Annotated in this window: 16 protein-coding genes; all 16 read right to left on the bottom strand. The window is 61.5% G+C overall.

Annotated features, from left to right (window positions below; genetic code table 11):
- Nucleotides 1-205 precede the first annotated feature (205 nt).
- A complete protein-coding gene (locus J2Y83_RS12790; RefSeq protein ID WP_253395691.1) occupies nucleotides 206-514 on the bottom strand; it encodes a 2Fe-2S iron-sulfur cluster-binding protein in 309 nt (102 codons plus the stop codon).
- A 49-nt stretch (nucleotides 515-563) separates the two neighbouring features.
- Nucleotides 564-992, bottom strand: coding sequence for a tautomerase family protein (locus J2Y83_RS12785; RefSeq protein ID WP_253395690.1), 429 nt, complete (start codon nucleotides 990-992; stop codon nucleotides 564-566).
- A gap of 61 nt (nucleotides 993-1,053) precedes the next feature.
- Nucleotides 1,054-1,809, bottom strand: a complete 756-nt coding sequence (locus tag J2Y83_RS12780) for an SDR family oxidoreductase (RefSeq protein WP_253395689.1) — start codon at nucleotides 1,807-1,809, stop codon at nucleotides 1,054-1,056.
- Nucleotides 1,810-1,861: 52 nt separating this feature from the next.
- Complete coding sequence (dmpG, locus tag J2Y83_RS12775; RefSeq protein ID WP_017845629.1) at nucleotides 1,862-2,917, bottom strand: 4-hydroxy-2-oxovalerate aldolase; 1,056 nt, start codon at nucleotides 2,915-2,917, stop codon at nucleotides 1,862-1,864.
- Nucleotides 2,917-3,831, bottom strand: a complete 915-nt coding sequence (locus J2Y83_RS12770) for an acetaldehyde dehydrogenase (acetylating) (RefSeq protein WP_253395687.1) — start codon at nucleotides 3,829-3,831, stop codon at nucleotides 2,917-2,919. Before J2Y83_RS12770 ends, dmpG begins: the two co-directional genes overlap by 1 nt.
- Nucleotides 3,828-4,040 (bottom strand): tautomerase family protein, encoded by a 213-nt coding sequence (locus J2Y83_RS12765; protein WP_253395685.1) that lies wholly within the window; start codon nucleotides 4,038-4,040, stop codon nucleotides 3,828-3,830. The genes J2Y83_RS12770 and J2Y83_RS12765 overlap by 4 nt, the downstream gene beginning before the upstream one ends.
- Nucleotides 4,041-4,063: 23 nt before the next feature.
- Nucleotides 4,064-4,867 carry a 2-oxo-3-hexenedioate decarboxylase gene (gene dmpH / locus J2Y83_RS12760; RefSeq protein ID WP_253395683.1) on the bottom strand — a complete coding sequence of 268 codons (804 nt, stop codon included), beginning with the start codon at nucleotides 4,865-4,867 and terminating at the stop codon, nucleotides 4,064-4,066.
- Nucleotides 4,864-5,661 carry a 2-oxopent-4-enoate hydratase gene (dmpE, locus tag J2Y83_RS12755; protein ID WP_253395681.1) on the bottom strand — a complete coding sequence of 266 codons (798 nt, stop codon included), beginning with the start codon at nucleotides 5,659-5,661 and terminating at the stop codon, nucleotides 4,864-4,866. Before dmpE ends, dmpH begins: the two co-directional genes overlap by 4 nt.
- Before the next feature lie 9 nt (nucleotides 5,662-5,670).
- Entirely contained in the window at nucleotides 5,671-7,131 is a 1,461-nt protein-coding gene (locus J2Y83_RS12750; RefSeq protein WP_253395680.1) for a 2-hydroxymuconic semialdehyde dehydrogenase, read from the bottom strand.
- A 211-nt stretch (nucleotides 7,132-7,342) separates the two neighbouring features.
- Nucleotides 7,343-8,404 (bottom strand): NADH:ubiquinone reductase (Na(+)-transporting) subunit F, encoded by a 1,062-nt coding sequence (locus J2Y83_RS12745; RefSeq protein WP_253395678.1) that lies wholly within the window; start codon nucleotides 8,402-8,404, stop codon nucleotides 7,343-7,345.
- 11 nt (nucleotides 8,405-8,415) lie between these two features.
- On the bottom strand, nucleotides 8,416-8,772 hold the full coding sequence (locus J2Y83_RS12740) for a phenol hydroxylase subunit P4 (RefSeq protein WP_046484115.1): 357 nt from the start codon (nucleotides 8,770-8,772) through the stop codon (nucleotides 8,416-8,418).
- Between the two features lie 74 nt (nucleotides 8,773-8,846).
- Nucleotides 8,847-10,367: a YHS domain-containing protein gene (locus J2Y83_RS12735; protein WP_253395676.1), complete on the bottom strand. Its 1,521-nt coding sequence runs from the start codon at nucleotides 10,365-10,367 to the stop codon at nucleotides 8,847-8,849.
- A gap of 15 nt (nucleotides 10,368-10,382) precedes the next feature.
- Nucleotides 10,383-10,652 (bottom strand): MmoB/DmpM family protein, encoded by a 270-nt coding sequence (locus tag J2Y83_RS12730; RefSeq protein ID WP_017845621.1) that lies wholly within the window; start codon nucleotides 10,650-10,652, stop codon nucleotides 10,383-10,385.
- 9 nt (nucleotides 10,653-10,661) lie between these two features.
- Entirely contained in the window at nucleotides 10,662-11,654 is a 993-nt protein-coding gene (locus J2Y83_RS12725) for an aromatic/alkene monooxygenase hydroxylase subunit beta (protein WP_253395675.1), read from the bottom strand.
- 47 nt (nucleotides 11,655-11,701) lie between these two features.
- Complete coding sequence (locus J2Y83_RS12720; RefSeq protein WP_017845619.1) at nucleotides 11,702-11,998, bottom strand: phenol hydroxylase subunit; 297 nt, start codon at nucleotides 11,996-11,998, stop codon at nucleotides 11,702-11,704.
- Between the two features lie 10 nt (nucleotides 11,999-12,008).
- Entirely contained in the window at nucleotides 12,009-12,938 is a 930-nt protein-coding gene (locus J2Y83_RS12715; RefSeq protein ID WP_017845618.1) for a catechol 2,3-dioxygenase, read from the bottom strand.
- Between the last annotated feature and the right edge of the window lie 230 nt (nucleotides 12,939-13,168).

The raw sequence follows: 13,168 nt of genomic DNA, 5'->3' as shown, positions 1-13,168 counted from the left end.
ATAAAACTGTTCTATAACAACTGCTTTTGGTAATTTCAGTCCACTGCAGCCCTGTCTAAATCCAATGGATTCCACGACTCATGGGGGCATAATTGGGGGCAAATTTCGGGTCCTTAAAAAGGATGCCCCCACCGATGCCCCCAGATAATAATGACGCGACGGGCCTGTTCGATTAGTTCATTGAGCGCCAGGAAAAATGTACTGTTCATTTCGGATTACCAATGGTCTTTTTCATCTTGCCGGTGACCTCGACCGATAAGTCACTGCCGGGTAAAACACGGCAGGCCAGCACGATGCCATCGGACAGGTCGGCCGCACTGACATGGGCGCGGCTCATCACCTTGGCGACATACTCGCCGCTGAGAATGCGTACCTTACATACCCCGCAACCGCCACCCCGGCAACCGAGCGGAATGCCCCGCCGCCCCAGTCGCGCCATACCTTCCAAAACGGACTCACGTTCATCACAGGGATACTGCTCGCCGGTATCTGCAATTACGATCTGGTACTTCATCACACACGCTCACGTCCCAGCGCAGCTTCGACCGCTAGCGCGCCTGTGTTCATTCGGCACCGCCCGCTTGCGCTGCACGGTCAAGGATTTCCTGTTTGCGTAACTCAGCGGCATCGCGCCCGCCAATGCACCAATCCTGCGGATCGACACGGATGCAGCGACCGCGTATCAGGCACCGCTCCACCGCGAGAGTCGCGCTGAGCAGGTCGGTGAAGCCGCGCATCAGCGCCTGGCGTTCATCCAGCGGGCGACCTTCGAGCACGAAGAACTCAAAGAACGGTGCATGCCGCCCACCGGCCTCGACCACTTCGCCGGCCACCGCACACTCGGTCGCTGCGTGCAGGGTGATAAAGGCCCTGACGCGGTCGATGGGTGAGCGCAGCACCAGGCTGTAGAGCTGTGAGGCGTCCTTGAGCAAGCAGGCTTTTTGCTCGGTGCTGCAATGGCCGTCCACCAGGTGAAAGTTCACGACAGGCATAGGGGCGATCTCGCTGAATTATTGTTGGTTTTATGCGCTGGCAGGTCGATGTGCAGCTCGCTCAAGGCAGGCCGCGACGCCGCCCGGAATCGAGCATCAGGCTGGAGCCGGTCATGGCATCGGCCTCGGGCGCGAGCAACAGGTTCACGGCCCAGGCCACTTGGGCTGGCGTGGTCAAGGCGCCGAGGGACGACTCTGCGTACATCTCGCGCAGCACCGCTTCGGCACTGATACCGCGCTGCCGGGCACGGTCTGCCGCTACCCGGTGCAAGCGCTCGGTGTCTGCCGGCCCTGGGGCGATCAGGTGCGCGGTAATACCGCGTTCGCCATAGGCCAGGCTCAGTTGGCGCACGGCGTTCATCAGCGCCGCATTGGCCACCCCGGCAGCGGCGGCATAGGCGGTGGGTTCAAAGCCGTAGTGACCGCCGATGGCCACCAACCGCGAGCCTTTCACCAGGCGCTCATCCACAGCACGCACCAGGCGCAACAGCCCGCCGACCTTGATATTCACCGCCTCCACCAGCGCGGCGGTGGGCGCATCGAGAATACCGCCGACGACCGCCACGCCAGGCCCGTGCACAATCATGCGCACCGGCCGGTCCAGCGCAGCGCGCAGGCTCGCCACCGCGCTATCGCTGGCGATGTCGGCCACACAGGCGATCAGCCCGGGATGGCAATCCACCAGTTCGTCGAGTGCGTCAGCACTGCGTGCCACGGCGACCACGTCCAGGTCACTGGCGCTTAACCGCGCCACAATCTGCCGGCCGAACGCGCCCGTCGCTCCGACCACCACGGCCAGTTGTTTTTGCGTATTCATGTTCAACCCTCGCATCGAGTCAGGGGCATGCAGCGCACACCCCTGCGAGCCATCACGTCGGCAACAGAACACCACGCTCTTTAGCCATGGTGAGGGCGGTGTCCTGAATCATGTCTTCCTGGCCACCGATCATTTTTTTGCGTCCCAGCTCCACCAGGATGTCGCGCGCCGGAACGCCGAACTGCAGGCCGGCACGTTTGGCGTGCAGCAGGAAGGTGGAGTAGACACCGGCATAGCCAAGGGTCAGCGACTCACGGTCCACCCGCACGATGTGCTCCATCATCGGAACAATGATGTCCTCGGCCACGTCCATCAGCTTGAACAGGTCGGTGCCGGTTTCGATCCCCATGCGCTCGCACACGGCGGCGAACACCTCCAACGGTGTATTGCCCGCCCCGGCCCCCAGCCCCGCGACCGATCCGTCGATCCGGCTCGCGCCGGCCTCGATGGCGGCAATCGAGTTGGCCACGCCCATGCCCAGGTTGTGGTGGCCATGGAAGCCGATCTCGGTTTCCGGGTTCAGCACCTCGCGCAGCGCCCCAACGCGGGCCTTCACGTCTTCCGGCAACATGTAGCCGGCCGAGTCGGTGACGTACACCGTCTGCGCGCCGTAGGACTCCATCAGCTTGCCCTGCCGGGCGATGCCGGCCGCATCATTGAGGTGCGCCATCATCAGGAACCCGGACGTATCCATACCCAGCTTTCGCGCGTAGGCAATGTGCTGCGGCGATGTGTCCGCCTCAGTGCAATGGGTGGCGACGTGTACGCTGCGCGCGCCGCAATCGTAAGCCGACTGCAGCTCTTTCATGGTGCCCAGCCCCGGAATCAGCAGCACGGAAATCTTCGCCTGCCTCATCAGCGGAGCTACCGCGCTGATGTATTCCTCGTTGCTGTGCGGAGCAAAGCCGTGCTGCAGCGAATTGCCACCCAAACCACCGCCATGGGTGACCTGAATGTAAGGCACCCCGGCATCGTCCAGCGCAGTGGCGACCTTGACCATTTGCGCCACGCTGATCTGCTCGCGCTTGGCGTGCATGCCATCGCGCAGGCACATGTCATGCAGGATCACTTTGCGGCCCTGCAGGCTCGTAGGGTTGGACTGGCTCATTACGCGACCTCCGGGGCTTTAAGGTGAAGCGTGCCGGCGAGAATTTGCTCGGCAAACATTTCGGCAGTGCGGGTGGCGGCCGCGGTCATGATGTCCAGGTTGCCCGCGTAGGTGGGCAGGTAGTCACCCAGGCCAGCCACCTCCATGAATATCGAGACTTTCTTGCCGTCGAAAATGGGACCGTTGACCAGGCGATAACCGGGCACGTACTTCGTCACTTCGGTGATCATTTGCAGGATCGATTCTCGGATGCGCACACGATCGGGCTCTTCATCGGTCAGGCAATAAATGGTGTTGCGCATCATCATGGGCGGCTCGGCCGGGTTGATGATGGCCAACGCCTTGCCCTTGCGCGCACCACCGATTTTCTCGATGGCGCTCGAAGTGGTGTTGGTGAATTCATCCAGGTTGGCGCGGGTGCCCGGGCCAATCGATTTGGACGCCAAACTGGCAACGATTTCGGCATATGCCACGCTTTGAATGCGCGAGACAGCATTAACAATGGGAATGGTGGCCTGCCCCGCGCAGGAGATCATGTTGACGTTCATCTGCTGCGTCTTGGCGTGTTCGCGCAGGTTCACCGGCGGTACGCAGAGCGGGCCGATGGCCGCCGGGGTCAGGTCGATCATCAACACGCCCAGGGCATTGAGCTTGCGGCTGTTTTCCGCATGCACATAGGCACTGGTGGCATCGAAAGCGATCTGAATACCATCCTCCAACACGTGCGGGAGCAAGCCATCGACGCCTTCGTGGGTGGTTTTCAAGCCCATTTCGCGGGCCCGCAACAGCCCTTCGGAGTTCGGGTCGATGCCCACCATCCATACCGGTTCAAGCACCGGGCTGCGCAGGATCTTGTAGATCAGGTCGGTGCCGATGTTGCCGGAACCGATTAACGCACATTTGATCTTTTTCATTGGCCCTGCTCCCGCTGCTTGACGGCGCGCTGGGCCATGTCCAGGCCGGCCACGTAAAACCCGTCGCGCGCGTGCTCGGTGATCAGAATCCTTACGGTTTCCGCAGGGCATTGCAGGCTGAGGCACACCGCTTCAGTGACCGCGACAGCCATACGGCTCTTTTGCTCGGCAGTACGGCCCTCGGCCAAATGCATTTCAATAATGGGCATGACTGCCTCCTGGGTGCTTGTGGTTATTCAACGAAGCGCATCGATACGCTGCCCAACTCTTGGAAGCGCGCCACAATGCTGTCGCCGGGCTTCACCGCGATCGCTTCGGTAATGCCGCCGCTCATCACAAAGCTGCCGGCGGGCAATGACTCGTCCATCTCGGCGAGGATATTCACCAACATGGCGATGGCCTCAGCCGGATGCCCCATCACCGCGGCGGCGGCGCCCATGGTCACGATCTCGCCATTCTTTTCCATCACCACACCCAGGGTCGGCAGGTCCAGATCCGCGACATAGCGGCTACGCCCGCCGCCCACGAAGCGCGCCGACGAACCGTTGTCCGCAATCACGCTGGCCAGGTCGAACTTGAAGCCGGAAAACCGCGAGTCGATGATTTCCACCGCCGGGAGCACATAGTCGGTCGCGGCCAACACATCGGCGGCGGTGCAACCCGGGCCGCGCAGGTCCGCCTTCATGACGAAGGCGACTTCGCACTCGACCCGTGGATGCACGAGGTCGGCGGTGCTGATCGCCGAGTTTTCGGGGCGCGCCATGCGGTCGGTCAGAAAGCCGATCGAGGGCACGCTGACGCCCATTTGCTGCATCTTCGCCTTGGAGGTCAGCCCGGCTTTCCAGCCGACTTGCCTGTGCCCCTGGGCGATATAGCGGCGACGCAGTTCGTTCTGCACCGCGTAGCCATCGGCGATGGTCATCTGCGGGTAGTCGTCGGTCAGTTTGGGAATGGCATAAGCGCGGGTCTGTGCGCCTTCGACCCGTTCGCACAGGCGCACGATATCTTCGCGGGACAGCGTCAGTTCGCGGCTCATACGGCACTCCTTCCAGAAAACTTCACCCGGCAACTGCCCAGGCCGCCGATCCGGCAGACCAACTCGTCACCCTCCACCACCGGCACCAGCGCCGACTGCGAGCCGGAGAGAATCACCTCCCCCGCTTTGAACGGAATGCCCAGTTCACCCAGCGTATTGGCCAGCCAGGCCACAGCATTGGCGGGCGAGCCTTGCACGGCGGCGCCGACGCCGGTGGAGAACACTTCACCGTTCTTCTCCAGCACCATGCCGGCCAGGGTGATATCCAACCGGCGCGGATCGCCGCGGGTGGTGCCCAGCACAAACACGCCACAGGAGGCGTTGTCCGCGACGGTGTCCTGGATCTTGATTTGCCAGTCGCGGATGCGCGAATCGACCACTTCAAAACACGGCACCACATAGTCCGTGGCGCGAATCACGTCCATGGCGGTGATGCCCGGCCCCTTGAGGTCGTACTTGAGCACAAAGGCCAGTTCCGCCTCGGCCTTGGGCTGGATCATCTGGCCCAGGTCAAGGGTGTCGCCGTCGGCAAACACCATGCCCGAGGTGAGCATGCCGAAGTCCGGCTGGTACACGCCGAGAAAGTCCTGCACGGGCTTGCTGGTGGCGCCGATTTTCTTGCCGACGATGGTTTCCCCAGCGGCCAGGCGACGGGCAATGAACCGCTCCTGGATGCGGTAGGCATCCTCGATGCGGATCTGCGGTTCACGACTGATCAGCGGCGCGATGGCGCGACGGGACACGAACGCCTGATACAGCTCGTCGCCGTACAGCTCAATGATTTGCTGGTTCATGGGGAAGCCTCAGAGTTTCACGCAGACGTTGCGGGTTTCGGTGTAGAACTCCAGCGAATGCACGCCGCCTTCACGGCCGATCCCGGACTGTTTGGAACCGCCGAACGGCGTACGCAAGTCGCGCAGGAACCAGCTGTTGATCCAGGTGATGCCCACGTCGATGCGCGCCGCCATGCGGTGCGCACGCGCCAGGTCGCGGGTCCAGAGGGTGGTCGACAGGCCGTACTCGGTAGCGTTGGCCTTGGCGACCACCTCATCTTCGCTATCGAAGGGCGAGATGTGGCAGCACGGGCCGAAGATTTCCTGTTGCACGACCGCCGCGCTCTCCGGCAGACCGGTCCAGATGGTCGGTTGCACCCAGGCGCCAGCCGCCAGGTCGGACGGCATCTGCGGCACACCGCCGCCGGTCACGACGGTGGCGCCCTCCTCGACCGCCTTGCGGTAGTACGACAGGACTTTTTCCCGGTGTTCCTGGCTGATCAGCGGCCCGTAATTGGCGTGACGATCATCGGGGCGGCCGTACTTCACCGCCTCGGCCTTGGCCTTCAGCGCCTGCACAAAACGCTCGAAGATCGGCCGCTCGACATACACCCGCTCAGTGCCCAGGCACACCTGCCCGGTATTGAGGAACACCGAACGCGAAAAGCTTTCCACTGCCGCCTCGAAGTCGGCATCGGCGAACACAATGCCGGCGTTCTTGCCGCCCAGCTCGAACGACACATCACGCATGCCTTCGGCAGCTGCTTTCATGATGGCCGTTCCGGTACGCGTCTCGCCGGTAAAGGTAATGGCATCGATCTGCGGATGCCGGGTGACAAACTCCCCGGCCGAATCGGGACCGAAGCCATGCACCACGTTGTACACCCCCTTGGGAATGCCGACCGTGTTCATCACTTCGCCCAGCAAGGTGGCCGTCTGCGGTGACGCCTCCGATGGCTTGACCACCACGGTATTGCCGCAGGCCAGGGCCGGGCCGACCTTCCAGGTCATCAACATGAAGGGCGCGTTCCACGGGCAGACCACCCCGATCACGCCCTTGGGCCGGCGCAGCGTGTAGTTCAACGCGCCACGGCCGTCGGGAGTGTCCATTGGGAACGACTCGCTGGCGACGTTCTTGATCACGTCGGCGAACACTTTGAAGTTGGCCGCGCCGCGCGGGATGAACACATGCTTCATCACGTGCTCGGGCTGGCCGGTGTCGGACATCTCCGCTTCGACGAAGTCATCGAAGCGGCGCGTGATCTCGTTGGCCACGTCGTACAGCAGCTCGACGCGCTGGTCGGTGCTCAGGCGGCCCCATTCGCCCTGCAGGGCATTGCGCGCGGCGCTGACGGCCGCATCCACCTCGCCACGCCCGGCTTCGCTGACCGAGCAGATGACGCTGTTGTCCAGCGGGGAGTGTTTATTGAACCGTACACCACTGGCAGCGTCGGTAAACTCACCGGCAATGAAGTGTTTGATCTGGCGCATGAGAGCTCCGTAGTTATTGTTCGTATGACGACCGCCTGTACCTGCCACGGCCAGTCCGGCATGAGTCCCTGAGTGCGAGTCTAGAAAAGCCAGCAGATACCGACTAATACTTTATTTGGCCTAACTTGATACCCTTAAGGTATGTCGAAAACGGCTGCGCGGCAGGCCTCGCCCGCCCCTCTGGCATCGTTCGAGGGGCGGGGCCAGTGGATCAAATCGCTTTGAACAGGGGGCTGCGAACCTGCTGCGCATCCGCCGCCGAGATGAACTTCTCGATGTAGATATCGCGCTCGAACAAGCGTCCCTGCATCAACGTACTGATGCAGGCGTCGATCATCAGCGGCGGGCCGCACAAGTAGGCCTTGTGCCCGCGGAAGTCGTTGTCGAAGTGGGCTTTGGCGGCCTCATGCACAAAGCCACGAAAGCCCGACCAAGATGAGCCTTCAGGTTCATGGGACAGCGCCGGCACGTAGGTGAAGTTCGGGTGTTGCTCGGCCATGGCGAGAAACTCGTCGTGGTAGTACAGCTCGTCACGGTTACGTTGACCGTAGACCAGGGTGATCGGCCGCTCGAAACCTTGCGCCAACAGATCGAGAATCATCGAGCGCGGGCTCGACAACCCCGAGCCGCCGCCCATGAAGATCACGGGCAGGCGCGCCGACTTTTTCACGAAAAAGCGCCCGTACGGACCGGTGATGCCCACCCGCTCGCCGACCTGCAATTGCTCGTGTACATACGCGGTGCCACGGCCGCCGGGCACGATGCGGATGTTCAACTCAATCTCGCTGCCGGGCGCCGGTGCGTTGGCCACCGAAAAGGCCCGACTGCCAATGCCGTCGGGTAACTGCAGGTTGATGTACTGACCGGCCTGGAAGTGCATGCCTTCGGGCGCGTCGAGCTTGATCCACACGCCTTTGATGGTCGGCGTCAGGGTTTCAATGCGGCTGACGGTGCCTGCAAAATCACGCACCGGCAGGTTTTGTGCGTCGTCGTCTTCGTCGATTTGCGCCTCGATCACCAAATCACTTTCGGCGGTGGCGCAGCAGGCCAGGCACTTTTTCTCTTCGCGCTCGAAATCCATCAGGGCAAAGCTGGAGGCTTCGCCATGCTCGATCTCGCCATCGACCACCTGGATTTTGCAGGTGGCACACAGCCCGTGGCAGCAGGCATGCGGCAGGTAGATACCCGCGCGCAACGCGGCGTCGAGAATGGTTTGGCCTTCTTCGATTGCAATGGTCTGACCCAGCGGCTCAATCGTTAATTCATAGCTCATGACTCGCCCCCTCAGTGGGTCGCACACAGGGTGTTGAGACCTGGCGTCTTGAAGCGCAACTGGTCTTTGTGGCCGATGCCGTTGGCAACCAGGCTGGCGTCCAGGTCGGGCACCCAGGGTTGGTTGTCCTTGAGCCATTGCACGTGCTGCCAGTCGATCAGCGCGGCATCCGGGTCGGCCTGCAGCAAAGGTGCAAGGGCCGTTTCCAGCAACTGGGCAAACGTGGTTTGCGGCGTCAGACACAGCAGGAACGGGGCTGCGAACAGCAAGTGGTGATCCCAGCTGGCGTACACCAACTGCTTGCCATTGAAGTTTTCAACGCGATCACGGGCAACGCCCACGTATTCTTTACGGGCGACTACAGGCATGGTGCTCTCCTTATTCTTGTTAGCGGGGCGTGGCCGCCGAATGCGCCGGCCACGCCCGTCGGGTTGTCACGTGGTTACTGGTTGGACGTCGCCATGCCGCGCCACATCGCGAAGTTGCGGCGGTCCTCGGAGTCGGCGAAGTCACCGTTGTCCTGACCGTCCTTGAGCGACACCCAGTCCATCCAGGCGGCCAGGTCGCCATCGGTGGGCGCCTGGAACAGCGCCGGCATCGGCAGCCAGGCCTGGATGTATTTCTCCGGCTCGTTATTGAAGATGCCCATGCAGTGATCGGAGCAGAAGTGGTACTTGTCGCCCTTGTACTGCACCTGCCGATGGCAGATCAGGGTCGGGTCATCCGGCTCGGTAAACACCGTGGGCAACTGGCAGCACTGGCATAATTTGGCCAGGCCGTAGTTCTTGAACGGGGTGCCGGCCGCCGCCATTTTCTTGATGTGCTCCCAGCGCGGGCGGTAGTACTTGTCGAACGTGGTCGGGTACTTGGCGGACAGCCACTGCATGTCGTCATCCGACGGAATCCAGGCGTGGAACGCGGTCCCGAAACTCCACTGGTACAGACCCAGCATGAACTGGTGGGACATGTGGTCGATGCTGGCCTCGGCATCGTCCCAGCTCTTGGGTGGGCGGATACCGTAACGCGCCAGATCCTTGAACAGCGCGCCGCCATTCTCGGCGCCGTAGATCTCCCAGGCCTCCCGCCACGACATCACGCGCTTGGGCAGCATGTAATCCATCATGGTGCTAACCAGGCCCAGCACGCGGAAGCCGCGCCAGAACCACTTGTCGATCCAGCCTTGAACGATCGGCAGGTTGGCCGGGTCTTGCTCGAGCATGAACTTGATGCACTCCAGGCCGAGCGTCATGTGCCGCGCTTCGTCCGACTGCGCGGAGAAGCCAAAGGTGACCGTGGCCATATCACCGTTATAAGCGGCGCCGGACATGAACGGCACAAACAACAGGTTGGTGAGCACGTACTCGAACGAAAAACCGATGGCGATCATGAACTCGAACGGACCGGCAGACATCGCATCGTCAAAGAACGAGCGGGCCACCGAGGTGTACCAGATACGGTCGCGCTGATCGGCAAAGGCATGGAAGCCGTTGTAGAACTTGTTGTAGTTGGACAAGGCGTGGATTTGCGTCTGCGCATGGCGCAGCTCGTCGATGGCCTGCATCTGGCAGGCCACTTGCGTACCGACGCCGCGAAACTCTCGACCCGCGCGCGCAAAGCCTTTGTGCGCGGCATACTCACCGGGGCTGATGGCCTGCAGGAAGATTTTCAGCGCCGACAGGTAGCGCGCATCGGTGATGTTGAGGTGGCCATTGTTCTGCGCGTGGGCGTCGATAATGGCGTAGAACTTGCGTTCCTTTTCGGCCTGGTATTTCCAGTAGGCGTCCATGGTCAGGCGGAACGGATCTTCCCACTTGTTCCAGTCATGGATCTTCAAGCCTTCATAGGCGATGTACGGGAAAATCTCCTCCTCGGTGCGGTACGACGGCTCCCAGGCGAGGTCGCGCGTGAGCAGGCGGTATTTGTCTTTTGCATTGAGCTTTTTGTGAACGGTTTTCATGTCCATGCCAAATATCCTCGCTTAGTTGCCCCAGGTCAGGGTCAAGGCGTCTTCGTCTTCGTCGACATTGCCGGAGAGCGTGATCAGATTGATGTTCAGCTCCTGCATGTCGAAGCTGCGGCCCAGTTGCGCTTCGATGCTTTCGCGGCGAATGACCAGGCGGCCCGGGGCGTTGATCTTGACCATGGCTGGCTCGCGGTTGACCACGGCCTCGGGGTTATCCAGCTCGATCGCTTCGATGATCGGGCGGGTTTCTTCATTGGTTTGCAGTGCAATAAATACAGTCGACATAGCCGCTCCTCAGACCCCAACACCGGTTTTATCCAGGCGTACCCGGAAGGCAGCCAGTTGCTCGCTCATCACTTCATCCGCGTTGCCGGCAAACTCTTGCTCGATCACCGGCAGCAGGGCCGCGGCAGCACGGTCGCGCCACTGGATTGTCCAGGCCTGCAACAACGCGCGGTTATGTTCGGATTCGGCAGCCGCCACCTTCATCACCGCGTCCACCCACTTGCGCGTTTCATCGAACCAGTCGCTCATGAACTGGCTGAGCATGGCCACCAGCGATCCGCCATCGGCGGCGAACTGATCGTCGACGATGCCCTGGTACACCAGCGGGTACAGCAAGCCGTCCAAAGCCACGTTCTGCGCGACAAACAGCTCGAACGGATCGCGCACCACCAGGCAGTCCTCGGTGTAACGACGCAGCCCTTGCCAGGCATCGCCCTCCATCCAGGCCGCCTTGCCGGCGTCCAGGGCTTCGGTTGCGCCCAGCAGCAGGCCGATGCGCGACAGGTACTGGGCGATGCCGAGGTTATCCATCGCGTGGTACATGCACGGCTGGGTGAACACCGTTCCGTAGCCATAGCTGCAGATGAACGTGTTGTTGAGGTTGGCGCCCCAGGCGGCATGGCGCAGCGGCACCAGCAGGTTGAGGACGCGTTGGCGCAGTGCGTCCGGCAACAGGTCCACCAGACCGCGGGTTTCCACGAAGTTGAAGTTGGCTTCGGTGGTTTCCTGCTGCCGGGCGCGTGCCAGGGTGTAGGTGCTGTAGTAGAACTGGCGCGGGTCTTTCAACACGTACCAGTCGCTCATCACGATTTGGGTGACGCTGGTGTCGTACAGGGTTTGATCCGGGTCCCAGGTCGGCCGGTAATGCAGGTTTTCCACCGGTTGAATGTCGTAGCTGCCTTCCTGGTACCGCGAGGAAGGTTTGTCGCCAAAACGACGGGCCAAATGGTCGAACGTCTGCCGCAAGGGCTGGATGCTGACCGTACGAAGATCGATGTGCATAGCTGACTCCCACGAACGCCTCACTCAGGGTGAAGCGTCAACAACGATTAGTTTTTGAAACGAACCTGAGTGGCATCCGCCAGACGCCAGTCCCATTGCCGGGCGTCGTCCTCATCCTCATCTGCGACCTCAGGCAACGCCGCCATGGGGCGTGCCTGGTTGGCGCGGCAGAACTCGGCAAAGGCCTCGTGCGTCAGGATCATTTCCACGAATAATTCGGGCTCACCGATGGCAAAGTCGAATTCGACAAACTGGCTGCCACGACTGCCGGTGACACGCACGTAACGCTTGCGCGTGTCCATGTCGGCCGGCTGCATCTCGAGTGACTGATCAGGGAAACTCATGGGAGCGCCCTCAAGTCACGACAGTCAGGAACGATTCGTGCAACTTGCGTTGCGGGTAGTCCAGGCCCTGGGCGAAGTTGTCGTAGGTCCAGGACAGCGGCTGGTAGTCCGGATAGGGGTGGTAGCCGCCCATGAAGGTCTCGAAGCGGTTACCGGAGGGGTCCCAGGCATAGATGGTGCAACCGCGGGTCACGCCATGGCGGGTGGGGCCGATATCGACGTTCACTTCGTTCATGGACATGATGTCGCCGGCACGCAGCACCTGCTCCCAGGACTCGAGCAGGAACGAACAGTGGTGCAGCTTGCCCTTCTCTGGATATTCAACGAAGGCGATGTCATGGACCTTGTGCGAACACGACAGCCAGATGCCGACGTCACCGTCGCCCTCCGGGTTGAGGACGCGTTCGACCAGGTAGAAGCCCAGGACCTCGGTGAAGATTTTCTGCACTTGCGCAATGTTGGGACCGTACAGCAGGCAGTGGTCCAACTGAATCGGCGCAATACCGTGCTCGCGCAGCGCATTCCACGGGGCTGGGTTGACCTCAGGAATGCCGTTGCCGACACAGCTCTTTTCGGCGTACAGCTCAATCAGATGGCCCGAGGGCAATTCAAAGCGCACACGCTCGCCGGTTTCCAGCAACTCACCGGCGGGGATGCGGGTGGTGGCCAGCCCGTAGGCCTGCAGGTCGGCATCGAGCTTCTCCAGGGTGGCCTTGTCCAGTACCTTGAAGCCGAAGAAGTCGATACCGGCAGTGTCCGCTTCACGGATCACATAGCAGTTGTGATCGCGCTCATCCCAGCACTTGAAGTACACCCGCCCCTGATCGTCACGCCCGGTCTCGACCAGCCCCAGCACATTGCGATAGAAATGAACGCTTTCTTCAAGGTTCAACACGCGCACCTGGGCATGGCCCGGACGCAATACACCTGTCATCGCCATTTATTGTCTCCTTTATTGGCTGGATGAGGTTGGCTCCGTACCGCCTGGGCAGGCGGGCAGGAGCCGGGTTCACACACTCAACCCTGCATTGCAGAGATGATGCCAATAAAGGTAAATAATTGATTTAAAACAACTTACCATGAAAAGCCGGACACTGTGCCCAGCCCCCGGACTGACGTTTATGTCCATCCCCCCTTCCAGCCTTACAAAAACGTCAGTGCGCTTGCGCA

Source organism: Pseudomonas marginalis (assembly GCF_024169655.1).
Taxonomy (GTDB): domain Bacteria; phylum Pseudomonadota; class Gammaproteobacteria; order Pseudomonadales; family Pseudomonadaceae; genus Aquipseudomonas; species Aquipseudomonas paraveronii.
Note: the sequence above shows the minus strand (reverse complement) of the source record. Positions and strands in the feature narration are given on the sequence as shown.